Origin of the sequence: Microbacterium keratanolyticum, assembly GCF_016907255.1 — a bacterium.
GTDB lineage: Bacteria > Actinomycetota > Actinomycetes > Actinomycetales > Microbacteriaceae > Microbacterium > Microbacterium keratanolyticum.
Genome location: NZ_JAFBBQ010000001.1, coordinates 1,479,135 through 1,493,840, shown reverse-complemented (window position 1 = coordinate 1,493,840; position 14,706 = coordinate 1,479,135). Strand labels below are relative to the sequence as shown.

General features: G+C 67.0%; 15 protein-coding genes. 2 read left to right on the top strand and 13 right to left on the bottom strand.

The genetic code is table 11. From position 1 onward, the window contains the following. Positions 1-17 precede the first annotated feature (17 nt). Positions 18-1,037, bottom strand: coding sequence for an SIS domain-containing protein (locus JOD62_RS07120; protein WP_204938604.1), 1,020 nt, complete (start codon positions 1,035-1,037; stop codon positions 18-20). 269 nt (positions 1,038-1,306) lie between these two features. On the opposite strand from JOD62_RS07120, the gene JOD62_RS07115 reads away from it, so the two are divergent. After that, the gene (locus JOD62_RS07115; RefSeq protein WP_204938603.1) at positions 1,307-2,413 is read left to right on the top strand and encodes a hypothetical protein; all 1,107 of its coding nucleotides are present in this window, start codon (positions 1,307-1,309) and stop codon (positions 2,411-2,413) included. A gap of 83 nt (positions 2,414-2,496) precedes the next feature. Here the strand turns inward: JOD62_RS07115 and JOD62_RS07110 are convergent, their stop codons facing one another. Further along, positions 2,497-2,850 (bottom strand): DUF4259 domain-containing protein, encoded by a 354-nt coding sequence (locus JOD62_RS07110; RefSeq protein ID WP_204938602.1) that lies wholly within the window; start codon positions 2,848-2,850, stop codon positions 2,497-2,499. A 128-nt stretch (positions 2,851-2,978) separates the two neighbouring features. Between JOD62_RS07110 and JOD62_RS07105 the strand changes: the two genes are divergently transcribed. After that, the gene (locus JOD62_RS07105; protein WP_204938601.1) at positions 2,979-4,013 is read left to right on the top strand and encodes an NAD(P)-dependent alcohol dehydrogenase; all 1,035 of its coding nucleotides are present in this window, start codon (positions 2,979-2,981) and stop codon (positions 4,011-4,013) included. 31 nt (positions 4,014-4,044) lie between these two features. Here JOD62_RS07105 and JOD62_RS07100 read toward each other — a convergent pair whose 3' ends face one another. The 11 genes from JOD62_RS07100 to JOD62_RS07050 form a co-directional block, all read right to left on the bottom strand. After that, a complete protein-coding gene (locus JOD62_RS07100; RefSeq protein ID WP_204938600.1) occupies positions 4,045-4,434 on the bottom strand; it encodes a DUF779 domain-containing protein in 390 nt (129 codons plus the stop codon). Beyond that, positions 4,434-5,984, bottom strand: a complete 1,551-nt coding sequence (exaC, locus tag JOD62_RS07095; RefSeq protein WP_204938599.1) for an acetaldehyde dehydrogenase ExaC — start codon at positions 5,982-5,984, stop codon at positions 4,434-4,436. Before exaC ends, JOD62_RS07100 begins: the two co-directional genes overlap by 1 nt. Before the next feature lie 100 nt (positions 5,985-6,084). Further along, on the bottom strand, positions 6,085-7,407 hold the full coding sequence (locus JOD62_RS07090) for a GAF domain-containing protein (RefSeq protein ID WP_204938598.1): 1,323 nt from the start codon (positions 7,405-7,407) through the stop codon (positions 6,085-6,087). Positions 7,408-7,497: 90 nt separating this feature from the next. Further along, positions 7,498-8,331 carry a DMT family transporter gene (locus JOD62_RS07085; protein ID WP_204938597.1) on the bottom strand — a complete coding sequence of 278 codons (834 nt, stop codon included), beginning with the start codon at positions 8,329-8,331 and terminating at the stop codon, positions 7,498-7,500. Next, on the bottom strand, positions 8,328-9,152 hold the full coding sequence (locus JOD62_RS07080; protein WP_204938596.1) for an energy-coupling factor ABC transporter ATP-binding protein: 825 nt from the start codon (positions 9,150-9,152) through the stop codon (positions 8,328-8,330). The genes JOD62_RS07085 and JOD62_RS07080 overlap by 4 nt, the downstream gene beginning before the upstream one ends. Further along, complete coding sequence (locus JOD62_RS07075; RefSeq protein ID WP_204938595.1) at positions 9,149-9,994, bottom strand: energy-coupling factor ABC transporter ATP-binding protein; 846 nt, start codon at positions 9,992-9,994, stop codon at positions 9,149-9,151. Before JOD62_RS07075 ends, JOD62_RS07080 begins: the two co-directional genes overlap by 4 nt. Then, complete coding sequence (locus tag JOD62_RS07070) at positions 9,991-10,770, bottom strand: energy-coupling factor transporter transmembrane component T family protein (RefSeq protein WP_271171473.1); 780 nt, start codon at positions 10,768-10,770, stop codon at positions 9,991-9,993. The genes JOD62_RS07075 and JOD62_RS07070 overlap by 4 nt, the downstream gene beginning before the upstream one ends. A 4-nt stretch (positions 10,771-10,774) precedes the next feature. After that, positions 10,775-11,596: an ECF transporter S component gene (locus JOD62_RS07065; protein ID WP_204938593.1), complete on the bottom strand. Its 822-nt coding sequence runs from the start codon at positions 11,594-11,596 to the stop codon at positions 10,775-10,777. A gap of 48 nt (positions 11,597-11,644) precedes the next feature. Next, positions 11,645-12,688: a nucleoside hydrolase gene (locus tag JOD62_RS07060; protein ID WP_271171472.1), complete on the bottom strand. Its 1,044-nt coding sequence runs from the start codon at positions 12,686-12,688 to the stop codon at positions 11,645-11,647. A 46-nt stretch (positions 12,689-12,734) separates the two neighbouring features. Beyond that, on the bottom strand, positions 12,735-13,631 hold the full coding sequence (locus JOD62_RS07055) for a ribokinase (protein WP_204938592.1): 897 nt from the start codon (positions 13,629-13,631) through the stop codon (positions 12,735-12,737). Next, entirely contained in the window at positions 13,628-14,656 is a 1,029-nt protein-coding gene (locus JOD62_RS07050) for a LacI family DNA-binding transcriptional regulator (RefSeq protein ID WP_204938591.1), read from the bottom strand. Before JOD62_RS07050 ends, JOD62_RS07055 begins: the two co-directional genes overlap by 4 nt. Positions 14,657-14,706: the final 50 nt, after the last annotated feature.

The window sequence follows — 14,706 nt, the reverse complement described above, 5'->3', positions numbered from 1 at the left end:
TGTCCTTGCCAGTCAGGTCAGTACGCGACCTTGTACATGTAGCGACGCTGCGAGGTGTCGTGACCGCGGCGCGCTGCGACGTGGTCGAGCACACGACGCTCGGCGCTCATGAGGGCGACGACGCTGAGGTCGGGACGTGCCGCGGCGGGGATGCCGGGGAGCGAGAACTTTGCGGTGTCGACAGCAGCCGAGTTCTTCGTGTAGTTCTCCGTGAAGCGGATAACCCGCTCGCCGAGTGCACGGCTGGCGTCCTCAGCGACGAGGGTGACGACGGTGGTGTCTTCGAGCACCATCTCCAGCGGGCCATGGAAGAAGTCGCCAGCGTTGATCGCGGCGGAGTTCATCCAGCTCATCTCCTGGAAGTAGCACCAGGACATCATCTTGGCCATGCCGTAGGCGGGTCCGCCACCGACGATGTAGCTGAGCGGAGCGTTCTCGAGCAGGTCTGCGACGCGCTCACCAACCTCGGCGACCTCATCCTTCACGGCGCGGAGCGCTGCCGGGAGTGCAGCCATCCCGCTACGGATGTCGGCGGCCTTGTCTGCAGCGCCGAATGCCTCGAGCAGCGCCAGGGCGATCTGCTCGTTGTGCACGAGCTTGGGCTCGGTGATCGAGATCGTGTCGGGGTAGTCGAGGTGGACGTCACCGATGCGCGAGAGGCCGTTGTCGCCGATGCGGGAGATGCCTGCGACGAGGGCACCCTTGCTCTTGGCGAACTCTGCGGCAGCGACCGTCTCAGGGGTGTTGCCGGAGTGCGAGGCGGCGACGACGAGCGAACGCTCGTTCAGGCCGGAAGGGTTGCGGGAGGTGAGCTCGGCGCTGGTGATGCGCTGGGTCGTGATGCCCGTGGCGTAGCGGTCGAGCAGGTCGAATGCCGGGTAGGTGCCGAAGTGGGATCCGCCGCAGCCGACGAGATACACCTTCTCGATGCCACGCGCTACGGCCTGGTCGACGAGGCCACGGGCCTTGTCGTCCTGATCGATCGCGTGCTGTACGCAGGCCTCGAAGTCATCCGGAACCGGAATCAGGTCACTCATCGTCAATGCTGCTTTCCTTTGAGATTCTAAGTGGGATCGTTCCCAATAACCAGCTTGGCGGAGGTTGGGAACGGTGTCAAGTAGGAAAGTCGCCGTTGTCACCCTCTCCCCTCGCCGCCGCTCTACGCTGGAATCAGTCAGCGCGCGCAATGCGTCTCGGAAACGACGCAGAGTGACACCTCTGCGCCCACCCTTCGGGCAACTGCGTGAACACCGAGGAGCACGTTATGCGCGTTGCCTGCGTGCTCAACCCAACAGCGGGAGAACCAATGACCGTGTCTTTCGATGCCAGCCCGCTGACAGAGCCCGTGGATCCGCATGAGGTGAGGGCCTTCGCGAAGAACCACCGCACGCCGGTGTCGGTCGGGGCGATCATCGCGATCGCCCTCGGCGCCGCTGTCGCGTTGTTCATGCTGGTCACGGTGGTTCCGTCGCTCATCGGATACGTCCTCGAGCTTTTCGCCGACGGCCACACAGGGCAGGGACTACTCATCATCGGGATCGCAGCGGCGATCATCGCAGGCGCCGCGTTCGCGCTGGTTCTGGGTCTACGGCACTCGCGCATCAAGCGCTATCGTCTGCACCGTTTCGCCGAAGCGAACCGTATGCAGTACGTCGGCACCGTGCGTGACCCCGCCTTGCCCGGGATGATCTTCCATGAGGGCGACAGCCGTGTGTCTCAGCAGGTCATCCGCGGCGAGCGTCCACGCCTGGTCGAGTTCGGCAACTTCCAGTACTCCACCGGCTCGGGCAAGAACCGCACGACGCACGAGTGGGGGTACGTGGCGGTCAAGCTCGACGTGCCACTGCCGAACATCGTGCTCGATTCGAGTGGCAACAACTCGCTGTTCGGATCGAACCTGCCGACAAGCTTCAACAAGAAGCAGCGTCTGGGTCTCGAGGGTGACTTCGACAAGCACTTCTCCCTCTACTGCCCCGAGGGATACGAGCGCGATGCGCTGTACCTGTTCACCCCCGACATCATGGCGCGCTTCATCGAGAATGTGGCGCAACTCGATGTCGAGATCGTCGACGACTGGCTGTTCCTCTACGCCTCGCGAGAGGCGTCGACGCTGGATGCCACCACCTGGGCCTGGCTGTTCGGCGCCGTCGATGCGCTCATGACCAAGCTCGACCAGTGGGGTCGCTGGCGCGACGAGCGCTTGATCGCGACTCACACGGCGTCTGCTGCAGGCACCTCGCCGATGCAGATGGCGGATGGCACGGCACTTCCGTTCGCCGCTCCTGCCGGTGCTTTCGCTCCCCCGCCAGGAGTCGCTCCGCAAGGTCGGCGGCTAAAGCAGTCCGTGCCCTGGGTGCTGTTCATCCTCTTCGGCCTCGTTGCGGCTTTCGGCCTGATCAGCCATTTCTTCTGAGCGCAATTCTCAGGACCCGATTCTCAGGGCGCGACGGACGCCTACTTCCAGGCTTCGAAGTACTCCGTCTCCTCCGAGAGCTCCTAGAGCTCGGAAGCCTCACCGTCTGAAAGCGTCCGTTCGAACTGAGCGGTGATCCACTCGAGGCGTTCGGGATTCAGCTGGGCCGCGAACGCCTCCACGCTGGCCGCATCGACCTCTTCCGGCGTCGCCAGCTCGCCGTGCGTCACGCGCACGAGAGCTGCCAGCGGGACGGCGATCTGTCCGCCGTCCGCTTCGAGATAGTCAGGGTCTTCAAATGCCCACTCGCCCCCTAAAGTGAAGTCGCCGTGGCGAATCTCCGCGAGGAAATGCCCCGCCCCGTCGTTCTCAAACGGCCCATGGCCCCACGCGCCCATGGGCGACACACCAGCGGCACCCGGGCAGTGCGCGGGCATCCCTGTGGACAGTATTCACGGCGCACACCCGCCCATCGGCGCGCGGAGAGTGCGAAGCTGGATGTGCGGCGATGCCGCCGCGCTTCGCCACGACCGAGGGCGCATCCGCCCTCAGATGAGGAGCAGGTATGAAAGCCATCCAGTATCGCGAGATCGGCAAGGGCCCGGAGCTCGTCGAGATCCCCACGCCTGAACCGGGGCCGGGTCAGATCAGGCTGAAGGTCACCGCGGCCGGGCTCTGTCACTCGGACTGGTTCATCATGGGCCTCCCGGCCGAGCAGTACGCCTACGGACTGCCCCTCACTCTCGGTCACGAAGGTGCGGGTATCGTCGACAAGCTCGGCGACGGCGTCGAAGGCATTGAGCTCGGCGGCTCCTACGCGATCTACGGCCCATGGGGATGCGGCCAGTGTCACGCGTGCGCACAGGGCAAGGAGAACTACTGCACCCGTGCCGCCGAGCTGGGCATCGCCCCTCCGGGACTCGGTGCCCCGGGTGCGATGGCCGAGTACGTGATCGTCGATGACGCACGTCACCTCGTGCCGCTCGGCGACCTCGATCCGATCGAGACCGTCTCCCTCACCGACGCGGGCCTCACGCCGTACCACGCGATCATGTCGTCGGCGCAGAAGCTTCGCGCCGGAGCGACCGCTGTGGTGATCGGCACGGGTGGCCTCGGCCACGTGGGTATCCAGGTGCTACGCGCGGTGTCTCCGGTGACGGTGATCGCTCTCGACATCAGCGAGGAGAAGCTTTCGTTGGCCCGAGAGGTCGGTGCGCATCACGCGCTGATGTCGGATGCCTCCGCGGTCGAGAAGATCCGCGAGCTCACCGGCGGCGTGGGTGCCGAAGCCGTCTTCGACTTCACCGGCGTGCAGCCGACGCTCGACATCGCCCGCCAGGTGGTCGCCGTCGACGGCGACATCCAGATCGTCGGAATCGGCGGAGGCATCCTGCCGACCGGCTTCTTCTCCACACCCTTCGGCGCCTCGGTGCGCGCCCCCTACTGGGGCAGCCGCAGCGAGCTGATCGAAGTGCTCGACCTGGCCCGCACCGGCTCGGTCGGCGTCCACGTCGAGCAGTACACGCTTGACACGGCGGTGGAAGCCTACGAGAAGCTGCACAAGGGCGAGGTGCGCGGGCGGGCGGTCGTCGTGCCGTAGGTCTCGCTCATCGCATACTTCGGGCTCGCGGTCAGGTGGCTGCGAGCCCGAAGTATGCGAGCTCTGCCTCGTCCAGCATGCGGGAACGGGTGATGAAGCGGTGGCCGGTCGGCGACTCGACCGAGAAGCCCGCTCCTCTGCCGGGTACGACATCGATCGTGAGGTGGGTGTACTTCCAGTATTCGAACTGCGCTTCCGACATGAAGACGTCGACCGCGGCATCCAGCCCCACATCCAGCGCCCCCAGATTCACATCGCTCGGACCGGTGAGGAACATGCCCACGGGGTAGCACATGGGGGCCGAGCCATCGCAGCATCCGCCCGACTGATGGAACATCAGTGGCCCGTGCTGCAGGGTGAGCTGACGGAGCAGGGCCGCCGCGTCGTCAGACACGGCGACCCTGCTGAACTGATCAGGCATCAGAAGAAGCCCATCGGGCCTTCGGCGTAGGAGACCAGGAGGTTCTTGGTCTGCTGATAGTGGTCGAGCATCATCTTGTGGTTCTCACGGCCGATGCCCGACTGCTTGTACCCACCGAAGGCGGCGTGTGCGGGGTACTGGTGGTACGTGTTCGTCCAGACGCGACCCGCCTCGATCGCACGCCCGGCACGGTACGCGGTGTCGCCGCTTCGGCTCCACACCCCGGCACCGAGGCCGTAGAGCGTGTCGTTGGCGATGCCGATCGCGTCGTCGAAGTCGTCGAAGCTCGTGACCGACAGCACCGGTCCGAAGATCTCCTCCTGGAAGATGCGCATGTCGTTCGTGCCCTCGAACACCGTCGGCTGCACGTAGAAGCCCTCGCTCAGATCGCCGCCGAGGTCGGCGCGCTCCCCACCGATGAGCAGTCGCGCACCGCCCTGCTTTCCGATGTCGATATAGGACAGGATCTTCTCGAGCTGGTCGTTGGACGCCTGGGCGCCGATCATCGTGTTCGGGTCGAGCGGGTTGCCCTGGCGTACCTTCTGCACGCGATCCAGACCGTCCGCGAGGAAGGTGTCGTAGATCGACCGCTGGATGAGGGCGCGCGAGGGGCAGGTGCAGACTTCGCCCTGGTTGAGAGCGAACATCGTGAAGCCCTCGAGCGCCTTGTCGTAATAGGGGTCGCTGGTCGAGCGTGCGACGTCCTCGAAGAACACGTTCGGGCTCTTGCCTCCGAGCTCCAGCGTCACCGGGATGAGGTTCTGCGACGCGTACTGCATGATGAGGCGCCCTGTCGTCGTCTCTCCGGTGAAGGCGACCTTGCGGATGCGCTTGTGCTGCGCGAGCGGGGCGCCCGCCTCGATGCCGAAGCCGTTGACGATGTTCACGACGCCGGCGGGGATCAGGTCGCCGATGAGATCGAAGAGGAAAAGCAGAGAAGCCGGAGTCTGCTCGGCGGGCTTGATCACGATGCAGTTGCCCGCGGCGAGCGCAGGAGCGAGTTTCCACGTCGCCATCAGGATGGGGAAGTTCCAGGGGATGATCTGCCCGACCACGCCGAGCGGCTCGTGGAAGTGGTACGCGACTGTGTTCTCGTCGAGCTGGCTGATGCCGCCTTCCTGCGCGCGCAGCACCCCTGCGAAGTAGCGGAAGTGGTCGATCGCGAGCGGGATGTCGGCGGCGAGCGTCTCGCGCACAGGCTTGCCGTTCTCCCACGTCTCGGCGACGGCGATCTCTTCGAGATGCTGCTCCATGCGGTCGGCGATCCTGTTGAGCACGACAGCGCGCTGCGCGGGGCTGGTCTTGCCCCAGCTGCCGAAGGCCTTCCAGGCGACGTCAACGGCGCGGTCGATGTCTTCGACGGTGCCGCGGCCGACCTCGGTGAACGGCTTGCCGTTGACTGGGCTGACGTTCTCGAAGTACTGGCCCTTGACGGGTTCGACGAACTCGCCGCCGATGTAGTGACCGTAGCGGGCGCGGTACTTCGCAATGCTCCCGGGCTGCCCGGGTGCGGCGTATGCGGTGGACACGTCTTCTTCGACGATGGTCATGGTGTCTCCTTTGACAGGTCCGGGAGTGGTTCCGGAGATGCCTCGGAGCGTACGCGCGCGAAGGTTGCATGCAGTTGCGCCCGCGAGTGGGGCGCTGCAGCTACCCGTCGTTCAGCGCCTCCAGACGCGCAACGACCCCTGCACGCTTGGGCGAGCGGGCGGGCAGCAAGCTGAGGCAGAGCCGCAGGGCTTCATCATCCTCAGCGCCGAGATCGGTGTCGATGTAGTTCAGAAGGACCTCGACGCTGGCTTCGGACAGCATCGCTTCCCGCAACGCTGCGCGCACGCTCTCGCGTACCTCTTCGACGCCGGGAGAGGTCGAGTCCGGCAGCACGTCTCCGCGATACGCGGCGAGCGCCACACGGTGCGCACCGCGATCGAGCAGCGACAGCAGGTGCTGCGCGTCGGTCTCCACGTCAGCGGGCAGGCGGTAGGGCCGCGATTCGGGCACGAGCGCGGGCGCGTGCTCCTGCAGCATCCGACGCAGCCGCACCATCTCCGCGCGCAGTGTGACGAGTGCTTCGGAATCGGCGTAAACGAGTTCGGCGAGGCGCTCCGCCGAGAGCCCCTGACGGTGGGTGGAGAGCATGAGCAGGATCTCCGCATGCCGTGCGCTGATCGGAACCGCGGTCGATGATCGCTCGGATGCCGCTTCGAGCAGTCCGCGATCTCTGCCGAGAACGCGCAACGTGAAACGGGACGCGTCCGGACGGCGCCTCTTCGCCTTGACCGGCGATTGTTCGGCGCGGGCGCGCAGCCGCGAGACGAGCAGCTCGCCCTCGATCGCCCGCGCCGTGGCATCCACGAGCAGCTGCGCCTGTGGCGTGATCGCCGTGGCATCCCCGGTGACGTCGATCACACCCAGGATGCGGCGCGTCTCCGGATCGTGCACGGGTGCTGCGGTGCACGACCAGGGCTGAACCAGCCGGTTGAAGTGCTCGGCTCCCAGAATCTGCACGGAGCGTCCGAGCTCGAGCGCGGTGCCGGGAGCGGATGTGCCGACAGCGGCCTCCGACCAGTTCGCACCCTCGGTGAAGCCCATCTCGCCGGTGAGGGTGCGGATGCGATGGTCGCCCTCGACCCAGAGCAGACGGCCTGCTTCATCGCCGACGGCGACGACCACACCGGACTCGCTGGCCCCACCCGGCAGCAGCAGCCCGCGCACCATGTCCATGACCCCCGCCAGCGGATGCGCGCGACGATGCTCTTCAAGGACGGCATCTCCGAGATCGAGCGGTGGCAGGGCTTCGACCCCGACGAGCTGCGCCATCGACCTTCGCCACGAATCACGAACGAGCGGACGCACATCTGTCAGACGCGGATCCACGACGTTTCCCGCGACGAGCTCCTCGTGCGCGCGCTCGATCATCAGTCGTGATGTCTCTGGCGAGACCTCACGTCGCGAAGACCAGGGCGAGACCATCGGATTCCGATCGGCGGTGACGGGTCTGGTCAGTCTAGGCTTCACGTCGGCTCGGCGGCAGGGGCGGCGCACCGAGCCGACGCGAAGGGCTCAGACCGACAGAGAGACGACAGCCGCTCCGCCGAGGACCAGCACCACGCCGATGATCTGCACCACACGCAGTCGTTCCTTCAGGAACCACCATCCGAGCAGCACGGTCACGGCGGGGAACACCGAGACGCAGACGGCGACGACGGAGAGCATTCCGGTCTCGGCGGCGATCGCGAAGAAGAGGTTCGCGAGAAAGCCCAGCACGCCGATCGCGACGATCCCCACGAGCGGCCAACCGGATGCCCGGGGGGCGACCCGCACGACGGCCAGGGCGATCAGGTAGAGCACCAGCGTCGTCAGCACGTTCGCGAGCAGCGTCGCCGACACGTCATAGGCACTCCCCCATGCGACGGCGAGATTGTTGGTGCCGAACCCGAGCGCGGCGAGGAGAGCGAGCAGGATCGGCTTGATCCCGCCCGTTCCGCCCTTGAGCTCGGGCCCGCTCGCCAGCACCGTTCCGAGAACCGCCACGATCATCCCGATGACCAGGAGCGACCCGGGAGAATCCCCGCCGACGAGGCCGGCGACGACGGGCACGAGCACGCTGAGTGCGGCGATCGGCGCAACGACGCCCATTGTGCCGATCGCGAGCGCGCGGTACAGGGCCGAGACGCCGACCGCGGCGCCGATGCCGCTCACGACACCCCAGAGATATCCCCCACCGGGGTCGCCGCCGATGGGCTCGGCGATCAGCCGCGGAACCACTGCGGCCGTCGCGACGAGCTGCGACAGCACCAGCACCGTGAGCATCGGAACGCGGCGCGAGAGCGCACCACCGAGGAAGTCCGCCGTGCCGAGGAATCCTGCGGCCAGCAGAGCGAGAATCGCGGTCATGCGGCCGGTCCCGAATGCAGTGCGACGGTGTCGACGAACTCCTCCGCATCGCGCGGACGCGTTGCCCACCCCAGCTCTGCGGCGAGGCGCATGAGCTGTGGCGGCTCGACAGCGGCCTGCGCGATCACCTCTCCGCTCGCGAACACCTCTCCGGGCGTCCCGTCTGCACGCACCTCACCCTGCGTCATCACGATGACGCGGTCGAAGTTCTCCACGCAGAAGTCCATGTCGTGGGTGATCGCGATGACCGTGCGCCCCTCGGATGCCACGTGCTGCACGATGCGCGCGATCGTCTCGACGCCGCGCGCATCCTGTCCTGTCGTCGGCTCATCGAGCACGAGGACGGGAGTGCGCATCGCCAGAACTCCGGCGAAGGCCACGCGCTTGCGCTCGCTCAGAGAAAGCTGATGCGGGTGCACGTCGGCGTGATCGGCGAGCCCCACCGCCTCCAGCGCCGCCCGCGCCCGCGTGTCGGCCTCCTCGGCGTCGAGGCCGAGGTTGCGCGGCCCGAAGGACACATCGGCGATGACGGTGCGCGCGAAGATCTGCTCATCCGGGTTCTGGAACACGTAGCCGACCCGCGCAGACATCTGCGCGATGCTCTGATCCGCCGTCGTGGTGTCGCCGACGTGCACGGTTCCGGAGCTCGGAGCGTTGATGCGGTTGAGGTGACGCACGAGAGTCGTCTTCCCCGCGCCGTTCTGCCCGATGATCGCGACACGCTGCCCCGCAGGGATCGTGAACGTGATCCCCTTCAGGGCTTCGACGCCACTGGGATAGGTGAAGCGCACGTTGTCGAAGCGCACATCCAGGCCGGTCATGATCTCTCCGTTCCGAACGCGACGACCGCGTCTTCCACCGAGACGGGCAACGTCTGCGACGTCTCGAAGCGCCCCTGCGCAGCCAGCATGCGTGCGGCCGTCGTCACTCGGGTGCTGCCGATCCCCCACTCCTCGGTGCGCGGATCGGCGAGGATCTCCTGCGCGCCGCCGATCGCCGCGATCGTGCGATCGGCGATCACCGCGATCCTGTCGGCATGCTCGCGAAGAAGTTCGAGCTTGTGCTCCAGGATGATGACCGTGGTCCCGGCATCGCGCAGCGCAGACAGCACGTCGAACACCATCCGGGTTCCGGCAGGGTCGAGCTGTGACGTCGGCTCATCCATCACAAGCACGGGGGTGCGCATCACGATCATCGAGGCGATCGCGACGAGCTGCTGCTGTCCGCCCGACAGTGCGTAGGGCGAGCGATCCAGCAGGTGACTGATGCGCAGCAGCTCGGCGGCCGCCTGCACCTGGTCGATCATGTCGGCACGCGGGGTGCCGATGTTCTCCAGCCCGAAGGCGATCTCATCACGCACCGTGTACTTCGCGCCGGAGATCTGGTTGAACGGGTTCTGAATGACCAGACCCACCTTCGACACAGCATCCGAGAGGCGCACACCGGCGAGGTCAGTGCCGTCGACGACGACGGAACCGGAGAGCTCGCCGCCGTCGACATGGGGGATGAAACCGGCGATCGCCTTCGCGAGCGTGGTCTTTCCCGCTCCGGATGCGCCGACGATGCCGAGGATCTCGCGCTCGGGCACGTGCAGCTCGATGTTCTCGAGCGCGAAGACCTCCGCGTCGGGGTAGGCGTATGAGACGCCGTCGAGGGTGATCACAGCACTCCTGTCACGATGGGAAGGACGATGGCGACGATCGCGAGCGCGGGCATCACCCAGCGTGCGATGCGCTGGCCCGTGGTGTCGCGCACCGGAGTGAGCACGGTGCGCCGAGCGCCTGATCCGAAACCGCGCGCCTCCATCGCGGTGGCACGCTCCTCGACGTCGGTGAACATGCCGAGCACGAGCGGGCTGAGCAGCGGCATCATCGCCTTGATCCGGCCGCCAATCCCGCCGCCAACGGCCAGCCCTCTGGCCTGTTGCGCGAGAAGGATGCCGTCGGCACGGTCGCGGAACGCGGGAATCAGCTGCAGCGTCGAGCTGATCACATAGCTGAACTTCGGGGACATGCCTCGGGCGGTCAGCTCGGAGAGCAGGTCACCCGGGTGGGTGGTGAGCACGAAGAGCAGCGAGGCCAGCACGAGGCAGACGATGCGCGAGCCGATGCCGAGCGCGAACTGCAAGCCTTCCAGCGTGACCGTGATGATGCCCCACTGGAAGACGGGTGTCTTGCCGCCCGGGAACGTGAGTCCCTGCACGATGAAGAGCACCAGGATGATCGGCAGCAGGATCGCACCGCCGAGCTTGAGCAGCCGGCCGCCGCAGCCGGAGACCACGGCGGCCGGGAGGACGACGGCGACGACGCCGAGCGCGGCTACCCACCAGTACGGGATCGCGAAGATCACGACGAGGAGGGTGAGCAGCGCCACCAGCTTGGTCACGGGATTGAGTCGATGCACCGGCGACGGCCGGTCCACGTACAGCGTCGACGCCATCAGGTCACGCTCCGCTGCTGCGCGGGGTCACCGGTGCTTTACCGAAGACCCGGTACTGCCGGACGAACGGGAATCTCTGCAGGAACCTGGCGGGAAGCGCCGCGAGGATCAGCACCACGATCGTGAAGGTGATCGCCTTGTCGAGCGGATCGGAGAGCAGCCCCTGCAGTGTGGTGGCGCCGAGCAGTGATTGCCCCATCGCCTGGAAGGCACCGACGATCGCGCCCGTGCCACCTCCCGTCGCTCCGCCGAAGATGAACGCCGAGATCGGTGCCGAGATCATCGCGGCCACGATGCCGGTGATCGCGCCCGCCACGGGGGCGAGGTAGAAGCGACGGAACATGCCCATGCGCGCCGCGTATCCGGCGAGTACGCCGATGACGACCTGCACGACGGCGAAAGGCAATGCGATCGGGCTCAGGGTGAGGCCCCAGATCACGTTCGTCAGGATTCCGGTGACCACACCGGCTGCCGGTCCCGCAAGCGCCGAGACCAGCACGGTGCCGATCGAGTCGACGTAGACCGGGAGCCCGAGCACGGCCACGATCTGCCCGACGACGATGTTGAGCGCGATCGCCACCGGGATCATCGCGATCGTGGCGGTGGGCAGGCGGTGGATCGACCCGGCGGCGAGCAGCACGGCGCCGATGACGTACCCGGCGATCGCGATGAGCGATGCCTGGCTTGTGCTGCTCTCGGCGACCTCCGTAGGCTGGCCGATTGCGAGGTACAGGTAGGTCGCGACGATGACGGCTGCGCCGATCGCGATCAGGACGGTATTGCGAACGCGGTGCGGATCCGCGGGCTTCGCGGGTGTGGTGAACATGAACGCCTCCTTGCATTCGTTCGGATGGGTGGGTCGTGCGCTTTCTTCTCAGCCGACTTCGCGTGCGAAGCGGCCGACGCGGTCGATCACCATGCGGAAGAACTCCGCCGGGTCGGTGTCGACGACGATGTCCGCGTTGGGCTCGCGGCCCCACATTCCGCGCCAGTCGGCGACGGTCTGCCCGCGGGTGAGGGTGCCGGCGAGTTCGACGTCGACGGTGGCGGCACGGGTCGTGCCGAGCGAGGGATCGAGCGCGATCGCCGCTGCGAAGGGGTCGTGCATATGCGCCAGGAACCCCTGGTCCTGGTCTCGGTGGAACTCCATGTAGAAGCGCACGGCATCAGAGAGGTGCCGGATGACGGTGTTGCTCGCCGTCGAGCGCAGGCCGAGCGCGTCATCGGGTGAGATGATCTCTGCGGGGGTGCTGCCGGCCGCTTCAGCCAGCGCGGCGATGTGCTCCGGCTTCATCTCGATGCGCTCGGTCACGTCCAGCGCGCAGATGACAGGGCGTCGATCCGCGGGAACCACGGAGAATGCGTCGAACACGATCTTCGCGGCATCCGGATCCACGGCGATGTTCCACTCGGTGGTCGGCGTGGTGTTTCCCGGATAGTTGAACGCGCCGCCCATGATCACGAGGCGCTTGAGCAGCAGCGGAAGCTCCGGGCACAGCTTGAGGGCGAGCGCGAGGTTGGTGAGCGGGCCGGTGACGAGTCCGATGACCTCGCCGGGTCGCGAGCGGACCGTGTCGATCCATACCGCGGTGGCGTGGCGTGCGGAGATCTCCTGGCTTGGCGCAGGCAGCTCGGCATGGCCGATGCCCTGCGGTCCGTGCGTCTCCTCGGTCGTCATGAGCGGCTGGATGACGGGGATCTCGGCTCCGAGTGAGACCTCCACTCCTTCGCGACCACAGAGCTCCAACCAGGCGAGGTTGTTGATCGCGACCTGCCGCGCGGGGACGTTTCCTGCCGTGCAGGTGATCGCGACGATCTCGGCTTCGGGGCTCGCCAGCAGGTAGAGCAGGGCGAGAGAGTCGTCGATGCCGGTGTCGACGTCGAGGATGAGTGGGATGCGGGTGGTGGTGCCGGTCACGGATGCTCCTTTGCAGACGCGGATTCGGGAAGGGGGACGCGGTCGGCTAGGACAGCATCTGATCGAGAAGTGCGGGTGACAGATCGGGGTGCCGAGCGCCGCGAACCGTCACAGTCGCGGCGCCCGCGGCGGACGCGCGACGCGCGGCCTCCGGAAGGCTGTGGCCCTCGGCGATCGCGGCGACGAGCGTGCCGACGAAGGCATCTCCTGCGCCGACCGTGTCGAGCGCGGAGACGGAGAGTGTGGGAATCTCGGTGAGCTCGCCGTCGCGAGTGGCGAGGAGAGTGGAGTCGGATCCGCGGGTGACGACGATGTCAAGGTCGAGACGTGCGGCGCTGCGGCTGATCTCCGCTGTGGCCTTCGCATCGAGTCCGAGCAGCTCCTCTGCTTCCGGCTCGTTGACCACGAGGATATCGACCGCATCGAGCAGCGTCTGTGCGGCCGCGACGGCCGGAGCGGCGTTCAGGACGACCCGCGCTCCAAGGCCTCGGGCCTGCGTGGCGATCCTGGCAACGGCGGCCAGCGGGATCTCCAGCTGGAGTACGACCGTGTCGTCTGCCGCCAACGGGGGCTGCTCGTCGGTTGACCATTCGAGATTGGCGCCCGGGGCGACCACGATGATGTTTCCGCCTTCTGCATCGACCGCGATGAAGGCCTGGCCCGTCGGTGCGTCCACCCTGCGTACAAGGGAGGTGTCGACGCCCGCCGCAGCGAGTTCGGCGCGCAGCACGTCGCCGGCTTCATCCGCGCCGACGGCACCGACCATGAGCACGTCGGCCGTGCGCGCTGTGCGCGCCGCCGCGTAGGCCTGGTTCGCACCCTTTCCTCCTGAGGATCGCGCGGTCCCCGACGCCACAGTCGTCTCGCCGACGACGGGGATCCGCTCCACGGCGAAGGTGACATCGGCGTTGAGCGATCCGCACACCACCACGCGACCCGTCATCTTTGACCTCCGTTCGTGGGGCTCCCGCCACCGTCGCCTGAATGGGCCTGCACGCTCGCGCCGTCGATGAGTCGCACGGGCAGCACGACATCGCCGGCCGGGGCGCCGGAGATGACGTCGAGCAGCAGGGCGCATGCCCGCTCCCCGAGCTCTCGGATGGGTTGCGCGACCGTGGTGAGCGCCGGAGCGGTGAACCGTGCCAGCTCGATGCCGTCGAGTCCGATCACGGACAAGTCTTCGGGAACTGAGACGCCGCGAGCCGCGCAGCACGCGAGCACCCCGATCGCGCTGAGATCGTTGGCGGCGAACACAGCGGTGATGCCGTCGCGGGCGTCGAGGATCTGCTCTGCCGCGTGGAAGCCGCCCTCTTCGAGGAAGTCGCCGTGGAAGACGAGATCGTCGTCGGCAGGCAGGCCGGCCTCGTGGCAGGCGCGCTCCCATCCACGGCGGCGCAGTGCCGAGACCGCCAGGTTCTCGGGGCCGAGCACGTGAGCGATGCGCCGGTGTCCTCGAGAGATGAGGTGGCGCGTGGCGAGGTACGCCGCCTGCTCCTGGTCGACACTCACGCTGGGGGCCGACCCGCTGCCCGCGCGGTCGAGGAAGACTCCGGGGATGCCGTGGAAGAGATCGTCGTCGGCAGAGTCGAGTTCGCTGGCGACGACGATCACACCGTCGACCTGCTTGCGTCGCAGCGCGGCGAGGCGATCGGCGAGGCGGTGCGGGTCGGAGGGCGCATCGAGGAGCAGCAGCAGCTGGTCGCCCTCGTCCGCGACGGACTGCACTCCCTTGACCAGCTCAGGGAAGAACGGGTTCGTGATGTCCGGCACGAGCAGAGCGATCGTCTGCGTGGCCTTGGCCACGAGCGAACGCGCGACCTCGTTGGGCTGATAGCCCATGTCGGCCGCGATCTTCACGATGCGCTCGCTCGTCGCCGCCGAGACACCGGGACGTCCGTTGAGCGCGCGGGACACACTGGCGATCGAGAGTCCCGTCGCCTGTGCCACGTCGTACACCGTTACAACCACGTCGCTCCTTTGCGAACGTAAGCGCTTACGAATTGGTCAGGAGCCTAGCC

What these genes read in the sequence shown, in the direction of transcription:
- JOD62_RS07120 (WP_204938604.1), bottom strand. Translation starts at nt 1,037, where the DNA reads ATGAGTGACCTGATTCCGGTTCCGGATGACTTCGAGGCCTGCGTACAG.
- JOD62_RS07115 (WP_204938603.1), top strand. Translation starts at nt 1,307, where the DNA reads ATGACCGTGTCTTTCGATGCCAGCCCGCTGACAGAGCCCGTGGATCCG.
- JOD62_RS07110 (WP_204938602.1), bottom strand. Translation starts at nt 2,850, where the DNA reads ATGCCCGCGCACTGCCCGGGTGCCGCTGGTGTGTCGCCCATGGGCGCG.
- JOD62_RS07105 (WP_204938601.1), top strand. Translation starts at nt 2,979, where the DNA reads ATGAAAGCCATCCAGTATCGCGAGATCGGCAAGGGCCCGGAGCTCGTC.
- JOD62_RS07100 (WP_204938600.1), bottom strand. Translation starts at nt 4,434, where the DNA reads ATGCCTGATCAGTTCAGCAGGGTCGCCGTGTCTGACGACGCGGCGGCC.
- exaC (WP_204938599.1), bottom strand. Translation starts at nt 5,984, where the DNA reads ATGACCATCGTCGAAGAAGACGTGTCCACCGCATACGCCGCACCCGGG.
- JOD62_RS07090 (WP_204938598.1), bottom strand. Translation starts at nt 7,407, where the DNA reads ATGGTCTCGCCCTGGTCTTCGCGACGTGAGGTCTCGCCAGAGACATCA.
- JOD62_RS07085 (WP_204938597.1), bottom strand. Translation starts at nt 8,331, where the DNA reads ATGACCGCGATTCTCGCTCTGCTGGCCGCAGGATTCCTCGGCACGGCG.
- JOD62_RS07080 (WP_204938596.1), bottom strand. Translation starts at nt 9,152, where the DNA reads ATGACCGGCCTGGATGTGCGCTTCGACAACGTGCGCTTCACCTATCCC.
- JOD62_RS07070 (WP_271171473.1), bottom strand. Translation starts at nt 10,770, where the DNA reads ATGGCGTCGACGCTGTACGTGGACCGGCCGTCGCCGGTGCATCGACTC.
- JOD62_RS07065 (WP_204938593.1), bottom strand. Translation starts at nt 11,596, where the DNA reads ATGTTCACCACACCCGCGAAGCCCGCGGATCCGCACCGCGTTCGCAAT.
- JOD62_RS07055 (WP_204938592.1), bottom strand. Translation starts at nt 13,631, where the DNA reads ATGACGGGTCGCGTGGTGGTGTGCGGATCGCTCAACGCCGATGTCACC.